16 protein-coding genes are annotated in these 22860 nt (G+C 64.8%); 3 read left to right on the forward strand and 13 right to left on the reverse strand.

What is annotated here, in order from left to right:
* Window positions 1-19: 19 nt before the first annotated feature.
* From IFT60_RS12640 to IFT60_RS12655, 4 genes are all read right to left on the reverse strand, one after another.
* On the reverse strand, window positions 20-1003 hold the full coding sequence (locus IFT60_RS12640) for a beta-ketoacyl-ACP synthase III (RefSeq protein ID WP_192052331.1): 984 nt from the start codon (window positions 1001-1003) through the stop codon (window positions 20-22).
* 28 nt (window positions 1004-1031) lie between these two features.
* Complete coding sequence (gene plsX, locus IFT60_RS12645) at window positions 1032-2057, reverse strand: phosphate acyltransferase PlsX (RefSeq protein WP_192052332.1); 1026 nt, start codon at window positions 2055-2057, stop codon at window positions 1032-1034.
* Between the two features lie 185 nt (window positions 2058-2242).
* The gene (gene rpmF / locus IFT60_RS12650; RefSeq protein WP_055936259.1) at window positions 2243-2425 is read right to left on the reverse strand and encodes a 50S ribosomal protein L32; all 183 of its coding nucleotides are present in this window, start codon (window positions 2423-2425) and stop codon (window positions 2243-2245) included.
* Window positions 2426-2599: 174 nt separating this feature from the next.
* Complete coding sequence (locus IFT60_RS12655) at window positions 2600-3097, reverse strand: YceD family protein (protein ID WP_192052333.1); 498 nt, start codon at window positions 3095-3097, stop codon at window positions 2600-2602.
* A 192-nt stretch (window positions 3098-3289) separates the two neighbouring features.
* Between IFT60_RS12655 and IFT60_RS12660 the strand changes: the two genes are divergently transcribed.
* Together IFT60_RS12660 and IFT60_RS12665 are read left to right on the forward strand one after the other, a co-directional pair.
* Entirely contained in the window at window positions 3290-3892 is a 603-nt protein-coding gene (locus tag IFT60_RS12660; RefSeq protein WP_192052334.1) for a Maf-like protein, read from the forward strand.
* Between the two features lie 16 nt (window positions 3893-3908).
* Window positions 3909-4658, forward strand: a complete 750-nt coding sequence (locus IFT60_RS12665) for an SAM-dependent methyltransferase (RefSeq protein WP_192052335.1) — start codon at window positions 3909-3911, stop codon at window positions 4656-4658.
* A 513-nt stretch (window positions 4659-5171) separates the two neighbouring features.
* Here IFT60_RS12665 and IFT60_RS12670 read toward each other — a convergent pair.
* From IFT60_RS12670 to clpB, 5 genes are all read right to left on the reverse strand, one after another.
* A complete protein-coding gene (locus IFT60_RS12670) occupies window positions 5172-6446 on the reverse strand; it encodes an EAL and HDOD domain-containing protein (protein WP_192052336.1) in 1275 nt (424 codons plus the stop codon).
* A 273-nt stretch (window positions 6447-6719) separates the two neighbouring features.
* Window positions 6720-8036 (reverse strand): 23S rRNA (adenine(2030)-N(6))-methyltransferase RlmJ, encoded by a 1317-nt coding sequence (locus IFT60_RS12675; RefSeq protein ID WP_192052337.1) that lies wholly within the window; start codon window positions 8034-8036, stop codon window positions 6720-6722.
* A 191-nt stretch (window positions 8037-8227) separates the two neighbouring features.
* A complete protein-coding gene (gene aceA / locus IFT60_RS12680; RefSeq protein WP_192052338.1) occupies window positions 8228-9526 on the reverse strand; it encodes an isocitrate lyase in 1299 nt (432 codons plus the stop codon).
* A 424-nt stretch (window positions 9527-9950) separates the two neighbouring features.
* A complete protein-coding gene (locus tag IFT60_RS12685) occupies window positions 9951-11156 on the reverse strand; it encodes an MFS transporter (RefSeq protein ID WP_192052339.1) in 1206 nt (401 codons plus the stop codon).
* Window positions 11157-11403: 247 nt separating this feature from the next.
* Window positions 11404-14016: an ATP-dependent chaperone ClpB gene (gene clpB / locus IFT60_RS12690; protein WP_192052340.1), complete on the reverse strand. Its 2613-nt coding sequence runs from the start codon at window positions 14014-14016 to the stop codon at window positions 11404-11406.
* A 232-nt stretch (window positions 14017-14248) separates the two neighbouring features.
* Here clpB and IFT60_RS12695 point away from each other — a divergent pair, with 232 nt between their 5' ends.
* Window positions 14249-18478, forward strand: a complete 4230-nt coding sequence (locus tag IFT60_RS12695) for a DUF3857 domain-containing protein (RefSeq protein ID WP_192052341.1) — start codon at window positions 14249-14251, stop codon at window positions 18476-18478.
* Window positions 18479-18502: 24 nt separating this feature from the next.
* Here IFT60_RS12695 and yiaA read toward each other — a convergent pair whose 3' ends face one another.
* The 4 genes from yiaA to IFT60_RS12715 all read right to left on the reverse strand — a co-directional run bounded on the left by yiaA (window position 18503) and on the right by IFT60_RS12715 (window position 22778).
* Complete coding sequence (gene yiaA, locus IFT60_RS12700; RefSeq protein ID WP_192052342.1) at window positions 18503-18931, reverse strand: inner membrane protein YiaA; 429 nt, start codon at window positions 18929-18931, stop codon at window positions 18503-18505.
* 333 nt (window positions 18932-19264) lie between these two features.
* The gene (gene crcB / locus IFT60_RS12705) at window positions 19265-19648 is read right to left on the reverse strand and encodes a fluoride efflux transporter CrcB (protein ID WP_192052343.1); all 384 of its coding nucleotides are present in this window, start codon (window positions 19646-19648) and stop codon (window positions 19265-19267) included.
* Window positions 19639-20091, reverse strand: a complete 453-nt coding sequence (moaE, locus tag IFT60_RS12710; protein ID WP_192052344.1) for a molybdopterin synthase catalytic subunit MoaE — start codon at window positions 20089-20091, stop codon at window positions 19639-19641. The genes crcB and moaE overlap by 10 nt, the downstream gene beginning before the upstream one ends.
* Entirely contained in the window at window positions 20088-22778 is a 2691-nt protein-coding gene (locus tag IFT60_RS12715) for a DUF349 domain-containing protein (RefSeq protein ID WP_192052345.1), read from the reverse strand. The genes moaE and IFT60_RS12715 overlap by 4 nt, the downstream gene beginning before the upstream one ends.
* Between the last annotated feature and the right edge of the window lie 82 nt (window positions 22779-22860).

The raw sequence follows: 22860 nt of genomic DNA on the forward strand, positions 1-22860 counted from the left end.
TTCAGCGCAGCCGGCTGATTTACATGCGCGCCAAAATCGCGCCCCAGGTAAAGCCGCCGCCGACGCCTTCCATGAGGATATTGTCGCCTGCTTTGATGCGACCATCGCGCACGGCTAGATCGAGCGCCAGCGGAATCGAGGCCGCCGAGGTATTGCCGTGCTCGTCGACGGTGACGACCATGCGCTCGAGCGGCAGGCCCAGCTTCTTCGCCGTGCTCTTCATGATGCGGATGTTGGCCTGGTGCGGGATCAGCCAGTCGACGTCCGACGCTTTCATCTGCGCCGCATCGAGCACTTCGGTGGCGACTTCTTCGAGCACGGTGACGGCCAGCTTGAACACGGCCTGGCCATCCATGTGCAGGAAACCGCCGCTGGCGGCGCTGCCGGCCGGGTTCGGCGGAATCGACAGGATGTCGGCATGGGTGCCGTCGGCGTGCAGCTTCGAAGCCAGGATGCCGGGCTCGTTCGATGCCGTCATCACCACGGCGCCGGCGCCGTCGCCGAACAGCACGCAGGTGGTGCGGTCTTCGAAATTCAGGATGCGCGAAAACACTTCGGCGCCGATCACCAGCACCGTCTTGTGCATGCCGGATTTAATGAAGGCATCGGCGGTCGAGACGGCATAGACAAAACCGCTGCAGACAGCTTGCACGTCGAAGGCGGCGCTGTGGTTGGTCATGCCCAGCTTTTGCTGGACGATGCAAGCCGTGCTCGGGAAGCTGCCCTGGAAATCCGGGGTCGAACTGGCGACGATTACCATGTCGACGTCGAGCGGTGTTTTGCCTGCCATCTCGAGCGCGCGCTTGGCCGCTTCGACGGCCAGGTCGGACGACTTCTGGTCGGCCGCGGCGTAGTGGCGAGCGGAAATGCCGCTGCGCGAAACGATCCACTCGTCCGAGGTCTCGATGCCCTTGGCGGCCAGTTCCGCCGCCAGATCGTCGTTAGTGACCCTGCGCGCCGGCAAGTAGCTGCCGGTGCCGATGATTTTGCTGTAGACAGTCATTGCGTTTCCACCCGAGTTCCGTCGTCAATCAAACCTGGCGCTGGGCGTCAGGCGTGTCTGGCATCAATTCGGCGATCATCGCCGACAGTTGCTCTTGTACATTATATTTCGCCGCATCGAAAGCGCGTTTAATTGCCCATTCGAAGGCATAGGCGTTGGCGCCGCCGTGGCTCTTGAATACCAGGCCCTTGAGGCCGAGCAGGCTGGCGCCGTTGTAGCGTTCCGGATTGAGCTTCTTGAGGGCACCGCGCGCGAGCACGGCCCCCATCATCGACAGCACGTTCTGCTTGAACACCGACTTGAACAGGCGCGACAGGCCTTCGATGGCTTTCAGCGTGACGTTGCCGACGAATCCGTCGCAAACGACCACGTCGGTAGTGCCCTTGAAGATGTCGTTGCCTTCGACGTTGCCGTAGAAATTCAGGGAGCCGCGTTCGTGGTCGGCGCGCAGCAGCTGCGCCGTTTCCTTCACGACTTCGTTGCCCTTGATCTCTTCGGTGCCGACGTTCAGCAGGCCGATACTGGGCTTTTTGACGCCTTCCATGGCCGAGAACAGGACCGAGCCCATGATCGCGAACTGGTGCAGGTGATGCGGGGTGCAGTCGACGTTGGCGCCCAGGTCGAGCATGTAGGTCGGGCCGTTCTTCTGGTTCGGCAGGATCGAGCAGATCGCCGGGCGGTCGACGCCGGCCATGGTCTTCAGCACGTAGCGCGAGACGGCCATCAAGGCGCCGGTATTGCCGGCCGAGACGCAGACGTGGGCGCCGCCCTCTTTCACCAGCTCGACCGCGACGCGCATCGAAGAATCCTTCTTGCGGCGCAGCGCGACTTCAATCGGATCGTCCATCGCCACCACTTCGGAGGCGTGTTTGATGGACAGGCGCGGGGTATGCTCGGCGTGGTGTTTTTTCAGCTCGGCGCGCAGCGTCTCGTCGACGCCGACCAGGATCAGTTCGGCGTCCGGCTGTTGCTTGAGAAAGGAGAGGGCTGCCGGGATGGTAACGGAAGGACCGTGGTCTCCGCCCATGCAGTCGATGGATATTTTAATTGTCATCTGGGGTCTTACCGCGGTTCACGCGACGGTGGCGGCAGGATGCATGCGCACGGCAGGCACATGCCGGTTCGGAACGGAAACCGTGTTGGCGCGCACAATGCGGCGGCCAGGGGCAAAGAAAAAGCGGCGCCACGCACTCAACATACGTTGCACCGCTTTCATGGTACAGAAAAACAAGACGGCGATTACTCGTCGTTCTTGGTCTTCAGGACTTTACGACCACGGTAGAAGCCGTTCGGGCTGATGTGGTGACGCAGGTGGGTTTCGCCGGTCACAGGCTCGACTGCCAGGTTAGGTGCAACCAGGAAATCGTGCGAACGGTGCATACCGCGCTTCGATGGGGACTTCTTATTCTGCTGAACTGCCATGATGACTCCTAATACTAAAGTTCGAAAATTCTAACACAATCGATTTGCAAAAACATGCACATCGAGTATCCCATTGGCAATCTCACGATTGCCAAACATGTTTAAAACGCTGCCCTGACATACTCGACTGTGCGCGCGTTTGACTACAACTGCTTACTACTTATTCGGATCTACTTATTCGGATTTCAGGTTCTTCAAGCCGGCGAACGGCGAGACCTTTTCAGACTTCAGGCTGTCGAGCAGCGTCGTGCCCGGGCAAACCTCGTGCTTCGGCGCCTGCGGCAGGGCCAGCAGGGCTTCGTCCTCGAGCAGCTCGCGGATATCGGCAGTGTGGCTGCCGACGATCACGTCGATGCTCTCGTCGTCGAGGACTTCTTCCATTCCGTCGGCTTCCTCGTCGTCGCGTCCCAGCACCAGCTGGGTCGACGAATCGATGCAGTAGTCGAACGGGGCCAGGCAGCGCTGGCATACCAGCTGGACCGGGCCAGCCACCGACAGGGTCATGGTCGGGTAGCCTTGCGGCGTCGTCCCGCCATCGATCGACCAGGCGATCTCACCACTGGTGTTGGCGCAATCGGCGGCGAGGCGGGTCATTTCCGTAACAGGGGTGACCCCTTCGCGGTGGCCGTTGGTCCGGCAAAATTCAAAAGCGTCGATGACAAAAGCGCTCATTGCAGAAAACGTCCCCGGAAAACCTGCGATAATAACAGGGTTATCCGCGTGCAGTCAAAGACTTGGCGCTTTTTTTGGCCCTGGCGCCGCGCATCTGTTGCGGCGATCCACGGCTGCGATGTCCCTACGATCGGCATTGCCTGCCGGGACGGGCCATCCGTCTGTTTTATTCATTATTCTTCGAGCGCGCACATGATACCAAGTTCTACCGCACCGCGCCTGATTTTAGCGTCGAGTTCCCAATACCGGCGCGAACTGCTGGCGCGCCTGCACCTGCCCTTCGAGGCGATCGCACCGCATATCGACGAGACGCCTCTCGATAGCGAAGCACCCGAGGCGACGGCGCTGCGCCTGGCCCGCGCCAAGGCCGAAGCGATCGCACTATCTCACCCCGGCGCGCTCGTGATCGGCTCCGACCAGGTCGCCACGCTCGACGGCGCCCAGATCGGCAAACCGGGCGACCACGCCCGCGCGCTGGCGCAACTGCAAACCATGCGCGGCCGCGAAGTCGTATTCCATACGGCGCTGTGCCTGTGGGATGGGCGCAGCGGCACGGCCGAGGTCGAGAATGTGCAGGTGTTCGTGCGCTTTCGCGATCTGCCCGACGCCGAACTCGACGCCTACCTGCGCATCGAGCAGCCCTACGATTGCGCCGGCAGCGCCAAGAACGAAGGCCTCGGCATCGCCCTCATCGAGCGCATCGACTCCTCCGACCCGACTGCCCTCACCGGCCTGCCCCTGATCGCACTGACCGGCATGCTGCGCCGCGCCGGCGTGTCTTTCTTCGGCGTTTAACCTTTTTTATCGACTCATGCCCGGCACCCTTTACCTGATTCCCAACACCCTCGGTCCCACCGACGCCGCCCCCGGCGCCCTATCCCACGTCCTGCCCGGCCAAGTGCAGGCAATCACGTCCCAGCTCGGCTATTTCGTCGCCGAAAACGCCAAAACCGCACGCGCCTTTTTGAAGCTGATAGCGATCGACCATCCTTTGGTGAAACCGCTGCAGGAAATCCGCATCGCCGAACTGAACGTCAACACCCCCGCCGCCGCGCTGGTCGAACTGCTGGCGCCGCTGCTGGCCGGCGAAGATGCCGGCCTGGTCTCGGAAGCCGGCGTGCCGGCCGTGGCCGACCCGGGCGCCGACCTGGTGCGCCTGGCCCATCAGCACGGCGTGACGGTGCGGCCGCTGGTCGGCCCGTCCTCGCTGCTGCTGGCCGTCATGGCAAGCGGTCTGAACGGTCAGAGCTTCGCCTTCAACGGCTACCTGCCCACCGACGCCGCCGCGCGCACCAAGCGCATCCGTGAACTGGAGGCGCGCTCGCGTGCGGAAAAGCAGACGCAATTGCTAATCGAAACGCCGTATCGCAACGGACAAATGCTGGAAGCGCTGGTGGGGAGTTGCCAGCCGGGTACGCTGGTGTGCGTGGCGACGGATTTGTCGCTGCCGACCGAATCGGTGCGCACCTTGAGCGCTGCCAAGTGGAAAGCCCAGCTGGCAGCCGGGAAGATGCCGGACTTTCACAAGAAGCCGACGGTGTTTTTGTTTTTGGGGCAGTAAGGCTGCGTTGCTGCCTACCCGTAAGGTGGGCGGCTACTCCGGATGGCGGGATTGAAAGGTGGCTCGAACGCCGCCCACGCGTTCAACCAGCCTGTGAAACCTCGTGTAAGGCTTCGTGCCAGTGCGCGGCGATGCGGACGTGCGTTGAACGCGTGGGCGGCGCACGCGTCGCGTAGACGCATCGTCACGGGTGGAGCCGCCCACCCTACGTCCTGCTGCGGGCACCTGGGACAGTGCGCTGACCAGTAGGGTGGGCGGCTATACTCGGCGGCCTGATTGCGCGGCGGCTCGAACGCCGCCCACGCATTCAACCAGCCTGTGAAACCTCGCGTTGGGCTTCGTGCCAGTGCGCGGCGATGCGGACGTGCGTTGAACGCATGGGCGGCGCACGCGTCGCGTAGACGCATCGTCACGGGTGGAGCCGTCCACCCTGCGTCCTGCTGCAAACGTCGGACGGTCGGCTCCGCCTCGCTGCGCGATCAAACGCCGACGTATGCGCCGTCACGCATCAATTCACGCCGCGTCGTGGACCAGCTCGCGCACCCAGTCGAAGGCGGCCAGCTCGATCTCGCGCACCTGCTTCGAGGTCAGGTCGAGCCTGCGCAGCGCCGCGGTGAATTCGCGGCCGGTGTCGGCTTTTTCCAGGCGCTCGACGACCTCGAGCATCGCGCCCAGGTCGCCGGCCCGCCCGAGCAGCGCGCCGCGCACGTCGTCGGCCAGCTCGACATTTTCCAGGATGTCGGCCATCGGCATCGAGAACAGGACGTCGGCCAACGACATGATGCCGACCGTAAAGGCGCGCTCGGCGCCGAGCACGTCGTCCGGGCACACCTGCAGCGACATCAGCTCGAGCAGCTTGCCGCGCGTGGTCGCCAGTTGCAACAGCGGCGAGTTGAGCTCGACCTTGCTGCCCGGCGCGGCGAACATCAGGATCTGCAGCCAGCGCCGCAATTGCTTGCGGCCGAGCTGCGTCAGTGCCTCGGCCACCGATTCGATGCGGTGTTCCGGACCGGCGGCGCGGCTGTTCACCAGGCGCAGCAGGTTCAGGCTGATCAGCGGGTCGCGCTTGACGGCCGTCTCGATGGTGGCGTCGTCGGCGTCGGAATTGATCAGTTCGAGCAGGTGCAGGATGACCATTTCGGACGGCGTGATCTTGCGGCCGCTGAGGATCACCGGCCGCGCAAAATAATATCCCTGGAAATAATCGAAGCCGAGTTCCTGGCACAGGCGAAATTCCTGCTGGGTCTCGACCTTTTCGGCCAGCAGCTTCTTGCCGGAGGTGCGCAGCGATGCCGTCAGGTGGCCCAGCGCCGCCGGCGCCACGCCCTGCAGGTCGATCTTCACCACGTCGACCAGGCCGAGCAGCTGATCGACCTCGGCACTGTGGTCGACGACGTCGTCGAGCGCGAACTTGAAACCGAGCTCCTTCAGCTCGGCCACGCGGGCCAGCAACGGCTCGGTCGGCTTGACGGTCTCGAGGATTTCGAGGATAACCTTATTCGGTGGCAGGAAGCGAACGAAGTCGCTCATCAGGACAACCTCGTCGACATTGACGAAGGCGAGTTTGTTGCCGACGACCTGCTCGAGGCCAAGTTGGGAAGCGTGGGAAATCACGGCCGCGGTGGCGGCTGCGCCGTCGGTCAGGCGCGCGTCGTCGTGCTCGCCGGCTGCGCGAAACAGCAGCTCGTAAGCAACCAGGTGCTGGTCGCGCCCGAGAATCGGCTGGCGCGCCAGGAAAAATTCGTCGGGCGGCATCGTGGTCGATAGCGCCCTTACTTCGGCAAGCATGTAAACTCCTGAAAACTCTTGCAGCAAAACCCTGGCTGTACAGCAGTGCTTGTAGTTGCTTTATAGCAGGCGCGGCAAGGCGCGCGCATGGTTGCGCCCCTCGAACGACTATACACCATCGCGTTAATCTTTACATTTTTACATCGAAACGAACGCACTGCCGCGTTGCGTAAATGATCCGTTCGCGTTCACGAAAACGCTCAGGTTGCATTGATGGAAACCGAAAACGGTTGAATCGCTGCCGCGGCGCGCTTGCCGGCGGCAGCGAACACGTCAGCCGCGCTTGCGTGGCCGCGCCGGAGCGGCCGCCGCATCGGGACGGCCCGCCGTCGGCCGGCCGCTGGACGCTTTAGGACGCTGGTCCGCATAGCGCACACGCGCCGCACCGCCCGGCTCGCGTGCCGGATCAAAGCGCTCGTCGGGACGCGCGCCACTCGTATCACGGCGCGAGGCCGGACGTGCATCGCCGCCCGCGGCCGCGCCTTCCGGGCGCGAGAAGCGCTTGGCGCGCTCGGCGGCGCCGACTTTCGATGCCGCCGCACCATCCGGACGGCGTGCATCGGCCGGCGCCGCTTCCGCGCGCGGCACCGCCGCCTGCCCCGGCAGGCGCAGGCTGCCGGTACCCGACAGCGGGCTGGCGCGGCGCGCATTGCCGATCGGCTGGCGCGCGCCGCCGCCGGCGCCGACACGTGCCGCCGCCGCGCCGGTCACCTGGGTGCCGCGTTCGATGACGAAGGTGGCGCCCGCATCCTTGCCCAGCACTTTCACCAGGTAGGGCATGACTTCGCGCAGCATCGGTTCGAGCGTGTACGGCGGATTCAGGATGAACATGCCGCTGCTGTGCAAACCGAAACCGTCCGGGCCCGGCGTCGACACGGTCAGCGTGACGTTCAGCCATTCCTTGGCCGGCAAGCGTTTCAGACGGTCGGCAAACTGGCGCGATTCCATCCGCTGCAGCACTGGATACCAGACGGCAAAGATGCCGCTCGGGAAGCGTCCGAGCGCTTCTTCCAGAGCATCTTTTACCTTGCGGTAGTCGTCCTTCATTTCATACGGCGGGTCGATCAGCACCAGCGCGCGGCGCGATGGCGGCGGCAAGAGCGCCTTCATGCTGAGGAAACCGTCGCCACGCTCGATCATGACGCGCTTGCCGCGCGAGCGCTCGCCCTGCTCGGCCTTGTGCGCTTCCGCCTTGCGGAAATTGTCCGCCAAAATCTTGCTGTCGGACGGATGCAGCTCGAACAGGCGCAGGCGGTCGTCCGGGCGCGTCATCTGGTCGGCGACCCAGGGTGAGCCCGGGTAGTAGCGCATCTTGCCGCTCGGGTTCATGCCCTTGACCAGATTCACATAGTCCGCCAGCGCCGGCGGCAGGTCGGTGCGGGTCCACAGCGGGCCGATGCCCGTGTCGAACTCGGCGTTTTTCGAGGCGAAGCTGCTGTCGAGCGCATACACGCCGGCGCCCGAGTGGGTGTCGATATAGGTGTAGGCGGTGTCCTTCTGGTTCATGTACTCGTGCAATTGCACTTGGACGAAATGCTTGAGGACGTCGGCATGGTTACCCGCGTGGAAGGCGTGGCGATAGCTCAACATAAGGGGGGATTTCCAATCTAATCGAATAAGTCAGTGCGGCAATGCGGCGGCCGCGCGCCGGGCGCAATTGTCGACATTATCCACCACAACCGCAGCAACCCGAGAATATTCGCTTCAAATGAAAAAAGCCGCGGACTTGCGCGCCGCGGCTTTTCATCGAACCCGCCCGAAACCGGGCAACTGGATCAGGTTTATGCGACCTTTTTCTCGTCGAAGAATTGTTCATCCTCGGTCGAGCCGTGCAGCGCCGTGGTCGAGCTCTGGCCCTGCTGGATGGCCTGGGTCACGGCGTCGAAGTAGCCGGTACCGACTTCACGCTGGTGTTTCACTGCCGTAAAGCCCTTCTCGGCGGCGGCGAATTCGGCTTCCTGCAGCTCGACAAAGGCCGACATCTGGCGCCGTGCATAGCCGTGGGCAAGATTGAACATGCCATAGTTCAGCGCGTGGAAACCGGCCAGGGTGATGAACTGGAACTTGTAGCCCATTGCGCCCAACTCCTTCTGGAACTTGGCGATGGTCGCGTCGTCCAGGTTCTTTTTCCAGTTGAACGAAGGCGAGCAGTTATAGGCCAGCATCTTGCCCGGGAACTTGGCGTGCACGGCTTCGGCGAACTTGCGCGCAAATTCGAGGTCAGGCTTACCGGTCTCGCACCAGACCAGGTCGGCGAACGGCGCATACGCCAGCGCACGGGAAATTGCCTGGTCCAGGCCGTTGCGCACTTTATAAAAACCCTCCACGGTGCGCTCGCCGGTGCAGAACGGCTGGTCGTTGGGATCGACGTCCGAGGTCAGCAGGTCAGCCGCTTCGGCATCGGTCCGGGCGATGACCAGGGTCGGGGTGCCCATCACGTCGGCCGCCAGGCGCGCCGCGGTCAGTTTTTCCACCGCTTCGCGCGATGGCACCAGCACCTTGCCGCCCATGTGGCCGCATTTCTTGACCGAGGCCAGCTGGTCTTCGAAGTGCACGCCGGCCGCGCCCGCCTCAATCATCGCTTTCATCAGCTCGAAGGCGTTCAGCACGCCGCCGAAACCGGCTTCGGCATCGGCCACGATCGGCGCGAAATAATCGATGTCGCCCTTGCCTTCGGACCACTGGATCTGGTCGGCGCGCTGGAAGGTGTTGTTGATGCGGCGCACGACCAGCGGCACCGAATTGGCCGGATACAGCGATTGGTCCGGATACATTTCGCCGGCCACGTTGGCGTCGCCCGCCACTTGCCAGCCCGACAGGTAGATGGCTTTCAGGCCAGCCTTGACCTGTTGCATCGCCTGGTTGCCGGTCATGGCGCCGAGGGCGTTGACGAAGGGTTCGTTGTTGACCAGGTCCCACAGCTTCTCGGCGCCGCGCTTGGCGAGCGTGTGCTCGATCGGGAGCGAACCGCGCAGGCGGACCACGTCTTCGGCGGTGTAATTGCGCACGACACCTTTCCAGCGTGGGTTGGTGTCCCAGTCGTTTTGCAATGCTGCGATCTGCTGTTCACGAGTTGCCATGGTGATTCTCCTGATGAAGTTATAGCTCGGTTACGCCAAGTTGCGAAGTGAATCTGTTGGATAAATCATAGCGCAGCTTGCGCAGCGCACAATCACTCTTATATAAGACATCTGATTAATTTTTTATTATTTATAATCAGGCACTTAAGAAGAAAATTCCATGATATGAAAAGGAATTTCTCAGCATGGAAGCAGCTTTCAGGCACGTTCTGCTGCGCCGTTTCACGAAATGGTAGCGTCATTTCACATGGTGAAATTATCGCGCGACAGGGCAATGCCGATTGTTGCAGCAGGCCGCATCCGAGCCTTGCGAAATATTGCCGCTTAGCAGGAATAAAAAAAACGCGGCCATCAGCCGCGCTTTTCGTGTTGTCATTTTCCCGACATTTGCCGACGTCGCGGCCCCCTGTCTTATTTTTTATGCTTACGCTTTATGCGGCAACGGTGCCCGTCCCCTGCCCCCGGCGCCCACTGCGGTGGCGATCGCCAGCGTCTGGAACAAGGCGACGCCGATGAACAGCCCGGCCGGGTGGCCGCCATCCATCAGCATGCCAAACAGCACCGGGCCGACCGCCATGCCGCTGTCCAGGCCGGAATAGACGACGCCGAACACGCGTCCCGTGGCGTTCGGCGGCGCGGCGGCGCGGATCAGCAGGTCGCGCGACGGACCGGCCACCCCGGTCGACAGGCCGATCGCGCCCATCACCAGCACCACCAGCGGTCCCGGCACGACCGACGCCGACAAGAGCAAGGCCAGCGCCGCGGCGAACAGGAAGCAGATCGCGATCGTGCGGTCGTGGTTGTGCGCGCGCGCCGCCAGGAAGCCGCCGGCCACCATGCCCGCCGCCGAGGACAGCATGAAAGTGGTGTAGGCCGTGGCCGCCGTGGCCAGCGAAATGCCGTACAGGGAAGTCAGGCTGGCCGACGAGAATGCCTGGATGCCGCCCAGCGCCACCGAGGTCAGGAAAAAGAAGCCGAAGCACATCCAGACCGCCGGCAGGCGCAGGAAGCCGAACGCACTGGCGCCGGCGTCTCCGCCCTTGGGCACCGTGGCTGCGTTCGGCAGCACGGCGCGATTCAGGAACAGCACCAGCAGCATCAAGGCGGGAATCGCGCTGGCGGCCAGCAGCGCCACGCGCCAGCTCGAGAGGGTGGCGACGCCGGCCAGGAAGATCGGCGCCGTCGCCCAGCCAATATTGCCCGAGATGCCATGCACCGAGAACGCGTAGGCCAGGCGCTCCTTGCTCACGCCATGGTTCAGCAACGTGTAACCGGCCGGATGGAACACGGCGTTGCCGCAACCGGCGATAAACGAGCCCAGCAACAGCATCGCGTAGCTCGGCGCCGACGCCAGCACCAGCGCGCCCACGCCCAACAGGGCATGGCCGGTGAACAGCACGCGGCGCGCGCCGACGCGGTCGACCACGAAGCCCGACAAGGCCTGGCCGATGCCGGAAATGACGAAGAACACCGTCATCAGCAGGCCGAGCTCGGAGTAGGACAAGCTGAAGGCTTCTTTCAGCCAGGGAAACAGACCGGCCAGGATCAGGTGGAAGAAGTGCGACACCCCGTGCGAGGTGCCGACCAGGCCGATCACGCGCGCGTCCTGGCGCAGGCTTGTTGCGTTCATGGTTCTTGTTATGGAAAACGAAAGGAACCAGTGTAGTCAAAACGGCGCGGGTTTGCTGGTGCAGCACATTTTGGAGCAGCCTGTAGAGGCGGCGTACCGTAGGGCGGGCATGCCCGCGTGTTCGTACCGTTGCATGCCGCATGGCGGCGGGAGACGGTGCGGTGTGCACAGGCCGGAGGCGGGCATGCCCGCCCTACGCAAAAAAAGGGGCGCATCGCTGCGCCCCTGCTGTGTCGACAAAGCTGGCTTACTTGGCCAGTTCCACCTGCGCCTGCTCGCCAAACACCAGCTGCCCGTGTCGCACGCGCACCGGGATTGTGTCCTTTGGCCCGAAGCGGCCCGACAGGATCGCCTTCGACAGCGGATTTTCGATCTGCTGCTGGATCGCGCGCTTCAAGGGACGCGCGCCGTACACCGGGTCGAAGCCGGCTTCCGCGATCTTCTGCAGGGCCTCTTCGTCGAGGTCGAGCGTCATCTCCATCTTCGCCAGGCGCTCTTCCAGGCTGCGCAGCTGGATGCGGGCGATGGCGCCGATGTTCTTCTCGTCGAGCGCGTGGAATACGACGATGTCGTCGATGCGGTTGATGAACTCGGGACGGAAGTGTCCGCGCACCTCGGCCATCACGGCCAGTTTCACCACCGCCGGCTCGTCGGTATCCATCGACTGGATCTTGTGCGAACCCAGGTTCGAGGTCATCACGATCACCGTGTTCTTGAAGTCGACGGTGCGGCCCTGGCCGTCGGTCATGCGGCCGTCGTCCAGCACTTGCAGCAGCACGTTGAACACGTCCGGGTGCGCCTTCTCGATCTCGTCGAGCAGGATCACGCTGTAGGGCTTGCGGCGCACGGCTTCGGTCAGGTAACCGCCCTCTTCATAGCCGACATAGCCCGGCGGCGCGCCGATCAGCCGCGCGACCGAGTGCTTCTCCATGAATTCGCTCATGTCGATGCGGATCATCGATTCCTCGGTATCGAACAGGAAGCTGGCCAAGGCCTTGCACAGCTCGGTCTTGCCGACGCCCGTCGGCCCCAGGAACATGAAGGAACCGTACGGACGGTTCGGGTCGGACAGGCCGGCGCGCGAACGGCGGATCGCATCCGACACCGCTTCGATCGCCTCGTCCTGGCCCACCACGCGTTCGTGCAGCTTTTCTTCGATATGGAGCAGCTTGTCGCGCTCGCCCTGCATCATGCGCGAGACGGGAATGCCTGTCGCGCGCGACACCACTTCGGCGATCTCCTCGGCGCCCACCTGCGTGCGCAGCAGCTTCGGTTTCGCGGCCTCGCCGTCGTCCTGGCCGGCCGCCTCTTCCGCATGCTTGAGCTGCGCTTCGAGTTCCGGCAGGCGCCCGTACTGCAGCTCGGAGACCTGCTGCCAGTTCGACTGACGCTTGGCCTCTTCCATCTGGTGGCGCAGGCGCTCGATCTCTTCCTTGATGTGGGTGGTGCCCTGCACCGCCGCCTTTTCCGACTTCAGGATCTCTTCGAAGTCGTTGTACTCGCGCTCGAGGCGGGCGATCTCTTCGCCGATCAGCTCCAGCCGGCGCAGCGAGGCTTCGTCGGTTTCCTTGCGCACGGCTTCGCGCTCGATCTTCAGCTGGATCAGGCGGCGTTCGAGTTTGTCCATGACTTCCGGCTTGGAGTCGATCTCGATCTTGATCTTCGAAGCCGCCTCGTCGATCAGGTCGATGGCTTTATCGGGCAGGAAGCGGTCGCTGATGTAGCGGTGCGACAGCTCGGCCGCGGCGATGATGGCGGGGTCGGTGATCTCGACCTTGTGGTGCAGCTCGTACTTTTCCTGCAGCCCGCGCAAGATGGCAATCGTCGCCTCGACGCTCGGCTCGTCGACGATGATCTTCTGGAAGCGGCGCTCGAGGGCGGCATCCTTTTCCACGTACTTGCGGTACTCGTCGAGCGTGGTCGCGCCAACGCAGTGCAGCTCGCCGCGCGCGAGAGCCGGTTTCAGCATGTTGCCGGCATCCATCGCGCCTTCGGCCTTGCCGGCACCGACCATGGTGTGGATCTCGTCGATGAAGACGATGGTCTGGCCCTCGTCCTGCGCCAGTTCCTTCAGCACGGATTTCAGGCGCTCCTCGAATTCGCCGCGGTACTTGGCGCCGGCCAGCAGGGCCGCCATGTCGAGCGAGAGCACGCGCTTGCCCTTCAGGGAATCGGGCACTTCGCCGTTGACGATGCGCTGCGCCAGGCCTTCGACGATCGCCGTCTTGCCCACGCCCGGTTCACCGATCAGCACCGGGTTGTTCTTGGTACGGCGCTGCAGCACCTGGATCGCGCGGCGGATCTCGTCGTCGCGGCCGATCACCGGGTCGAGCTTGCCGAGGCGGGCGCGTTCGGTCAGGTCGAGCGTGTATTTCTTGAGCGCCTCGCGCTGGCCTTCGGCGTCCTGCGAGTTGACGTTCTCGCCGCCGCGCACGGCGGCGATCGCCGACTCCAGCGATTTGCGCGCCAGGCCGTGTTCGCGGGCCAGGCGGCCGGCATCGGATTTGTCGTCGGTCAGCGCCAGCAGCACCATCTCGCTCGACAGGAACTGGTCGCCGCGCTTTTGCGATTCGCGGTCCGCCAGGTTCAGCAGCGAAACCAGCTCGCGCCCCACCTGCGTTTCGCCGCCGGTGCCGGACACCTTCGGCAGGCGCTCGAGGCCGCTCTTCAACCCATTCGTCAGCGCGCCGACATTCACCCCGGCGCGCTGCAGCAGCGAGCGCGCACCGCCGTCGTCCTGGTCGAGCAGGGCGACGAGCAGGTGGACCGGTTCGATGTACTGGTTGTCGTTGCCGACCGCCAGGCTCTGGGCATCGGCCAGCGCTTCCTGGAGTTTGGTCGTCAATTTGTCTTGCCGCATGTTCTTGCTCCCTCGTGTTTATCCGTTGAGGACAACATAGGGATTTGCCGATGCTTTTCAAGATGCGCAATGCCTGAGCGGCAAGACATTTTGATGGTAGACACGTTTAAGGGTGGATAACCATCGATCGGACACTGTCTCGCAGCCCGCCTATCTTTCTACTACAAAACTATTTATTTACGGAAATCACCGCTCCGCTATAATTATCAAATCGTCCATATAAATCTCCGCCATGCGACTCTCGCTCCCGCGTTGCCTGATTCTGTTCCTTGCCATCCTGTGCGTCCCCGCTGCCATTGCTGCAGGCCCTTCACCGGCGCCGGCGAAAGCGAAAGCGGCGATCTCCGCAACCGGTGCCGGCGCTTTCTCGCGCAAAACCGAATTGCCGAAATGGGCAGCGCCGCTGGAAGCCTTGCCCGCCACCGCGTCCGAGGAGCCGGTGGTGGTGCGCCTGGCCGAAACGCAGTACTGGATCGGCCCGCGCCCTGCCTACCTGGTCAACCGCGCGCTGCAGGTCAACTCGTCGGCCCGGCTTTCGGAGCTGGGTCAGTTTTCCGTTCCCTTCGTGCCTGCCTATCAAACGCCGGTGTTGCACAAGATCGCGATTGTCCGGGGCGGCCAGGTGATGGACCGCACCCAGTCAGCCAATGTGCGCGTGCTCGACAGCGAATCCGAGGCGCAAAACGGTTATTACCTGGGAACGGCGACGGCCACGGTACTGCTCGACGACGTCAAGCCGGGCGATACCTTGTGGACCGTGTACTCGGTCGAGGGCACCAATCCGGTGTTTGGCGGCGCCTGGAGCGAGCATCTCTGGTGGACGCGCGACGTGCCGGTCGAACTGCGCAAGATGGTGCTGCGCCATCCGTCGGACAAACCCGTGCAGTGGCGCGTGTCCGGCATGCCGCGCCCGGCCCTGGCCGCGCCCGTCACCGAGACCCGGAATGGCGTCACCACCATGGTATTGCGCGAGACCGCCCTGGCTGCCGACCAGCTGGAAACGTCGCTGCCACCGAACGTGATACCGCTGTCCCTGATCGACCTGAGCGAGTACCGCGACTGGGCGCAAGTGGTGCAATGGGCGTTGCCCTTGTTCCCGGACATGGCGAAACAGGCGCAGGTACAGGCGCTGGCACGCAGGTTCGACGGCAAAACGCCGGAACAGCGTGCCTCGCAAGCCCTGCACTGGGTACAGGACGAGATCCGCTATTTCAGCGTGTCGATGGGAGAGAATTCGCATCGCCCGGCGCCGCCGGAGACGGTGCTGAAACGCCGCTTCGGCGACTGCAAGGACAAGACCCTGCTGCTGGTGTCGCTCCTGCGGGCGATGGGCATCGAGGCCCAGCCGGTATTGTTGCATGCCACGTCGCCGGCACTGCCGGCCAGGATGTTGCCGGCGCCGACCAGTTTCAACCATGCGATCGTGCGCGTCGTATTGGATGGCAAGCCATATTTCGTCGATCCGACCCTGCAAAACGAGGCGGGGCCGATTTCGACCTTGCCCGTACCGGTTCCCGAGGCTGCCGTACTGGTCATCAGCGCCGGCACCACCGGGTTGGTCAATTTGCCGAAGGAATCGCTTGTCGCGCCGCAGGTCGAACGCAAGGAGAACCTCGTCATCGCCACCCTGCATGGCGACGGCCAGCTGCAGGCCACTACCACCTACCGCGGCCGCTATGCCGCGGGCATGCGCCGCGCTTACCGCGCCATGGGGACGGTCGACATCAAGACGGCCATGCTCGAACAATACGAGCGCATTTATCCAGGCGTGCAACTCGATGCCGCCCCCTTGCTGCGCGACGCCGAGGACGGCACCGCCTTTGTCGTCGATGCGCGCTTTACCTTGCCCAAGGTGCTCAAGGAAGAGAACGGCCGCGTCAAGCTGGCGCAGCGCTCCCACATCCTCGAAGGATCCCTGGGCATCCCGGACAAGCGGGTGCGCAGGCATCCGCTCTGGCTGGCGGCGGGGCACTACCGCGCGAGCTACAGCCTGGACGTATCGCTGCCCGCCGAAGCGCGGCTGGTCAAGGACGACAGCGCGCTCTCGGTGGAGAACAAATTCTTCAAGGCCCATAGCCAGCTGACCTGGCGCGGCGCCCACCTGAGTTACTTCGTCGACTACACGATCACCACCCCGGAAGTGGCGCCGGCCGACTTGCCGGAGCTGGCGAAACAGGCGCAGCAGCTCGACGCGCTGGCCGAAACGACCTTGCAGTTCAAGCCGCTCAGCGCCCCGCCCCGAACGGCAAAGGAAGCATCGTTACGCCTGCTCGACATCATGGAAAAGATGTCCGCCGACGACGAACTGCAGGCCGAAGCGATCCGCACCGGCAAGGTACCTGAAGTGAAGTTCGACGAAAGCACGTACGCCAAACTGAACTACCGCAGCCTGTGCGAATCGCTGGTCGACGGCCTTTCCGTACGCGACTGGAACCCCCTGATCGGCGCGCCGATCGCCGCCTATTACAAGGTGGTCAAGGCACGCGCCGATCCGCTGACCAAGGATGTCTGCGACGCGCGGGTGCATTTCATCGAACACGACCTGCGCGGCGCCAGCACCGCGCTGGCCAGACTGACGTTGCCGGATGACGATCCGATGACGCTGATGCAGGCCTGGGCCGACTTCCATGCGCGCTCGCCCGCGCGCGCGGTGGAGCACCTGGCGCGCTTCCTGAAGGCGCGGCACCGGGCCGGGACCCTGGGCGCCGACGAAGCCGTGCTGGCGCTGGCGCTGGCGCGGCGCCTGGGCCAGTCCGAACCCGGCGAGATCCGCCTTGCCGATGGCGCCCTGCGCGCCGACGCGTGGCCGCAACCCCTGTTTGCGGCGCTGCGCGGCACGCTGGGCGAGGACGCCCTGTTCGCGCGAATCGCCGCATTGCCACTGGCGGCGCGCGAATACGCCACCATGGAAGCGCATTTCGTCCTCAGCCAGGCATATCTGGCAGCGAATACACCGCGCAAGGCAGACACGCACCTGAACTGGCTCGCGCGCTATGGCCTGCTCGGCAGCGCCTTCGAAGTGCTGGCCGATGCCGACCAATATGGCGATGCCAGAAACGATGCCGACATGATTGCAGCATGGGCCTCGCTGGCCAGGAACAGCTCGAACGGCGCCCTGGCGCATGAGAAGGCGGCGGCTGCGAAAGAAATCGCCGAGGCGGAATTCATGCTCGGCAAGCGCTACATTCGAGGTGACAACGTGCGCCTAGAAACCGACAAGGGCATTGCGCTGCTCGAGTCGGCGGCAGCCAAGGGCCACAGCGGCGCCATGAACGACCTGGGGGTGTTGTATATCGATGGCATGATGGTGCCGCGCGACGATATCCGCGGCATCGGCTGGTATCGCCGGGCGGCAGCCAGCGGCAACGCCGCCGCCGCCACCAACCTCGGCTACGTGTATTGGAACGGCACCAACGGCCAGCCACGGGATTTCGACCAATCTTTCCGTTTCACGAAGGATGGCGCCGAATTGGGAAACAGCCAGGCGCAGTTCTTCCTCAGCCAATTCTACTTCGACGGCAAGGCGACGGCAAAGAACGACACGCTGGCGAAGTTCTGGGCCGCGCAATCCTATTTTCGCGGCAGTATCGAAGGCCAGGCACAGTTCGGCCTGATGCTGCTGCGGCAGGAGACCGACCCTGCGCTGCGCGAGGCCGGGCTACGGCTGCTGGCACGCGCCAGCTTTACGCAGAACGAGTTCGCCATCGTCGAATATGCCAGGGTGCTGCTTGCCGGCGTGGGCGTCGAACCCCAGCCCGAAACCGCATTCTCCCTGGTTAAGTATGCCGACGACTCCAGGCATCGGCGTGCAGCGGCACTGCGTGGCTACATGGTTGCGGAAGGTTTGGGTGTGAAAGCCGATCTTGCCAAGGGCCTGGCCCTGCTTGAAAAAATGGAAAAGCTGGACGTTCCCGACGCCAGCTACTACCTGGGCCATGTGTACGCGAACCCGGCAGCCGGCTTGAACGACAAGGCAAAGGCCGCCGCCTACTTCCGCCGCGGCGCCGCGGCGGGCCAGCGCCAAGCGGCCGAAGCACTTGCCGTGATGCTGCATACCGGCGACGGCATTGCTGTCGACCTGCCGGAAGCAGCGCGCTACTACGACATGGCGGTGCAGTCCGGCTTCCCGCGTGCGATGAACAACCTTGCGGTCATGTATGAAGAGGGGAACGGCGTGCCGAAGAACGCGGTCAAAGCGATGGAGCTGTACCGCGATGCGGCGCGCCTGGGACATGCGACTGCCATGCTCAGCCTGGCGGAACTGTACGAGAAAGAGACCCGCGGTGCGAGGCAGGCCAGTTTCCCCCTAATGTATTACATGTTGGCGGCCAAATACGGCCAGGCCGAGGCGCAGGCCGGCGTGCAGCGCCTGAGCGCCGGCAACGATCCGGCCGCGGTCGAAAAAGCGCGCGCCTACACACTGGCATGGAAGCCGGGCAAGGCGCTACCGGAAGAGTCCTGACGATCCGTCGCGTGTTCTTCTTGCTCAGGCCTGATCGGCGCCCGGGAACGGCTGGACAGCGCCGCCCGAGCCCAGGTCGCGCACGTTCTTCTGCACCGCCACCACGGCAAACAGGCTCAGCACGAAGGACATCGCATAGAAGCCTTTTTCGCTCGGCTGCAGCGTGGCGTTCCACAGGCCGATCGTCAGCAGCGCAATCACGGCGAACAGCGAGAACCAGCATAGCGAGAAATACAGGCCGGTGACCGGAATGCCTTCGCTGCGGTCGCGCACCGACTTCTGCAGCGAGATGGCGGCGAACAGGCCGTAGAGCAGCAGGCTCAGGTAATAGCCCTTTTCGTTGAGCTGCATCTGGGCATTCCACAAGCCCCACAGGAAAGCCGCGGCGCCGATACACAGCGCGGCCCAGGAAGCGCCGACGAAGGCGGCGGTCGGTCGTTGAACGGTGGTCATGGCGGGCTCCGGGTAGTTGTCCGGCGGCAAGTCTATCACCAGAAGTGACGGGGTGGTTGCGAAACTGCAGGAGTAGCGGTTGGCGGTACTTCGGGTTTTGCACGGTGGGCCGGCCACGGAATGGCTCCGTCCACGCGGATGCGACTTCCAGAGACGAAATGGCGTTGCGGTTGCACGTGCGCTGTACCGCGTGGACGGAGTCCACCCTACAACGGCAAAACCGCAACTGCGCGGGTTTGGTAGGGTGGGCTTCGCCCACGCGGATGCGGCTTCAAGGGATCGAAATAGCGTTGCGGCTGCGCGAGGCCCGTACTGCCGTGGGCAGAGCCCACCCTACGAACCACGCAATGCTCGCCATGTCGCAAAACCCGCCATGCACAGCAGGATCGAACCGATCAGGTGCAGCAATGTATGCGCCAGCGCCCAGCCGTAGTCGCCGCGCTGCAGCAGCGCGACCGACTCGCCGGAAAAGCTGGAAAAGGTCGTCAGGCCGCCAAGGAAACCGGTGACGATGAACAGGCGCCATTCGGGCGCAATGTGCGGATTAACGGTGAAAAAGCCGAGGGCGATGCCGATCAGGTAACCGCCGACGAGATTCGCCGCCAGCGTGCCGGCCTGCACGTGCGCATGCAGGCTGCCCAGCCAGGTGCCCAGCCCCCAGCGCAGCCAGGCGCCGATTGCCGCCCCTGCCCCGACCGCGAGCCAGCTCACGCCCATTTGGCCTTGGCGCTGTCGTCGCTGATGCGGGCGTCGACCCAACGCGCACCCTCGGGCGTTTGCTCTTTCTTCCAGAACGGGGCGTCGGTCTTCAGGTAGTCGATGATGAATTCGCAGGCGGCAAACGCTTCGCCGCGGTGCGCCGCGCTGACCGCCACCAGGACGATCTGTTCCAGCGGCGCCAGCGGGCCGACGCGGTGGATCACCAGCGCGTTGTAGAGCGGCCAGCGCGCGCTGGCCTGGGCCACGATGTCTTCCAGCGCGCGTTCGGTCATGCCCGGGTAGTGTTCCAGCTCCATCTCCGAGACCGAGGCGCCATCGTTCATGTCGCGCACGGTGCCGACGAAGCTGACCACGGCGCCGACGCGGGCATCGCCCGCGCGCAGCTGCGCCAGTTCATGGCCGAGGTCGAAGTCCGCGGCCTGTACCCGAACCGCCGTCATTTACCCTCCCGCGCCGCACGCATCAGCAATTGCTCGATCCGGTGCGCGGTGCGTTCGTCGACCAGGGCCGGCAGCGCGCACAGGGCGTGCAGCGCGGTATGCCGTCCGGCCGGCTTGTTGCCCGCCTTGAGGGTCGATTGCAGCGCCTCGACTTGCAGCTTGAGGCGATCGCGCGCGAACTCGGCGCCGCTGTCGATGCCGGCCGCCACTTCCTGGCGCAGCAGTTCGGCCAGCAGGGTCGGGCGGTTCGCTTCGAGCAGGCGCGCGTAGCCCTTGCGGTCGGTGTCGAGGGCGGTCAGCGCTGCTTCGAAGCGGGCGTCGAGGGTCGGATCGTATTCGGCGCCGGCCGGCAGCAGCGCTGCCCAGCGCGCGCGCCAGTCGGCGGCCGAGACAGCCTGTTCCGGCTGGGCCAGGGAATCCTCGAGTTCCTGGCAGGCGCGCACCTTGTCGCGCAGCGCGCCTGCTTGCGCCAGCCCGGCGGCGCGGCGCGACAGGTCGGCGTGGTGCTGCACCCTGGCCACCGCCTCGTGATAGCGTTTCTCGACGCGTGCCTCATGGGCGCGCGGCACCGGGCCGATCGCCTGCCACTCGTGGGCGGCGTCGCGCAGCAGTTTGGGGGCGCTGGCGGCGGTGGCCTCGGGCGCGGCCGCTTCCAGGCGCGCGCTGATCGCTTCCTTGGCCGCCTCGTGGGCGCGGCGCTCGATGTCGGCCGCGTGCGCGGTTTCCTTGCGCCGCGCGAACAGGTCGTCGCAGGCGCCGCGGAAACGCTGCCACAGCGCCTGCTCGGCCTTGCGTTCGAGCGGCAGCGCACGCGCATGTTCCTGCCAGCGCGCCTGGATGTCGCGCAGGTGGTCGACCGCGTGGCGGTCGTGCGGATCGATGGCCAGCACTTCGTCGATCAATTCCTCGCGCCCTTCCACCTCGGCCTTGCGCTGCTCTTCCAATGGTCCCTGCAGCGTGGTCAGGGCGGCGCCGAACAGGGTGTCGAGACGCTTCTTGTCCTTGCGGTCGATGGCGCCCAGGTGGCTCCAGGCCAGGCGCAGGCGCTGCACCGTGCCGGCCACGTGCTTCCAGTCGGCTTCGCCCGATTCCAGGCGCGCGATCTCGGCAGTGGCTTCCTGCACGATCGCCTCGCCCTTTGCCGCGTTGGCGTGGCGCTCGTCGGCCAGGTGGCGGAAGTGTGCCGCCGCCGGCGCATAGGCCACCGTGCAGGCGTGGTCGAAGCGTTCCCACAGGCTTTTCGGCGCCGCGCCGGACAGGCTGTCGAGCGCCTTCCAGCGCTCGCGCATGCTGCCGACCTTCTTTGCCAGTTCCGCCATCGCCAGGTTCTGGGTCGGCAGCGCTTCCACGGTCTTGATCAATTCTTCGCGCGAGACGTTGCCGCCCCAGCGGGCCCAGTCCGACAGGCGTTTCAGTTCCGCGCGCAGGTGGGCCAGGCGGTCGGCCTGGGGGGCGGTCAGGCGCATGCCCTTGCTCTTGGTTTCCTTGAGCACCTTGGCGAGTTCGGCCGCGTGCGCGAGCGAACCCTGTTGCAGGGCCGCTTCCAGGGCGTCCATGTTGTCGATGAAGGCCTGGTCGGCGCCTTTGGCTGGCTTGGCGGCCCGGGCTTCGACGCCTGGCGTGTCGGTCCCGGCCGCGCGGCGCTCGCCTTCAGGCTGGCCGGCGCCACGCGCGGCCTGGGGGGCAGCCGGCGCCTTGCGCACCGGCTGCGGCAGGCTCGCCAGCAGCGCCTCGAAGCGCGCATGCAATGCGGTACCAGTCGCGCCTTCCGGCAGCGGCGGCAGCTTTTGCCAGGCGCGGCGCAAGGTGTCGGCATTCAGTTCGGCGACCGGCTGCGCCTGCCACTCCGTCAACGCCGCTTCGCGCGCGGCCAGCGCCGCCTGCGATTGTGCAATCGTGGCCAGTGCGCTGGAAACACGCGCATGTTCGGAAGCAAATTCCGCCACCAGCGAGCGCGGCAGCGATGTCCGTTCCGGCGCCGCCAGGGCGGCGCCCTGCTCGGCCTGCATCGCATCCAGGCGCGCCGCCATTTCGGCCGCGTTCAAGCCTTCGGTCTCGAGCCGGCGCAAGGCGCTCAAACGGTCGATCATGGCGCGCTGCAATTGCACCTGTGCTTCGAGGCGTTCGCCCAACCCTGCCCGCACCGGCGCATATTCTTCCTGCAATTCGGGGGCGGCGATAATGGCCCATTTGCGGTCGAGGTCGGCGACCTGGTTCGGCGTCAGCTGCTCTTCAACGAGCAGCGCGCGCGCCTGGGCCAGCGTGGCCTGGCCACGCGCCAGTTCGGCGTCGTGGTGGCGGATGGCGTCCAGGCGCGCCTGCATCAGCTTGGCAACGCGGCGGTCGGTATTGCGGATCGCGCCGTGCACGCGTTCGAGCGCGGCGCGGCTGTGGACCAGCTCGGCGGCAGCGAGGCGCAACTCGGAAAATTCGCACTGGAGGATGAAGTCGACGGCGCGCGCTTCATCGCCGCCCAGGTTCTTCAACTGCTCGGCCTGCCCTTCGCGCACGGCGGACGGCGCACGGGCCGGCGCGGCGCCAGCCTGGGCGGCGGCGCCACGCTTGTTCGATGGGCCCGCATCAGCGGACGGCGCCGCGGCCGCGGCCGATTCCGCCGGGAGCGGCGTTTTCGTGCCGCGTCCATTGTCCGTCTTGCCGCCCTGGCGCTTGAATAGGAATTCGAACATAAGAGAATCGCACTTGCAAAACCCCCATCATAGCAAAGAACCATGGCCGATTTTTCTGGCGTGCCCGGCACAGGCGCGTCAT

Origin of the sequence: Massilia sp. CFBP 13721, assembly GCF_014842025.1 — a bacterium.
In the GTDB taxonomy this organism is placed as follows: Bacteria; Pseudomonadota; Gammaproteobacteria; order Burkholderiales; family Burkholderiaceae_D; genus Telluria.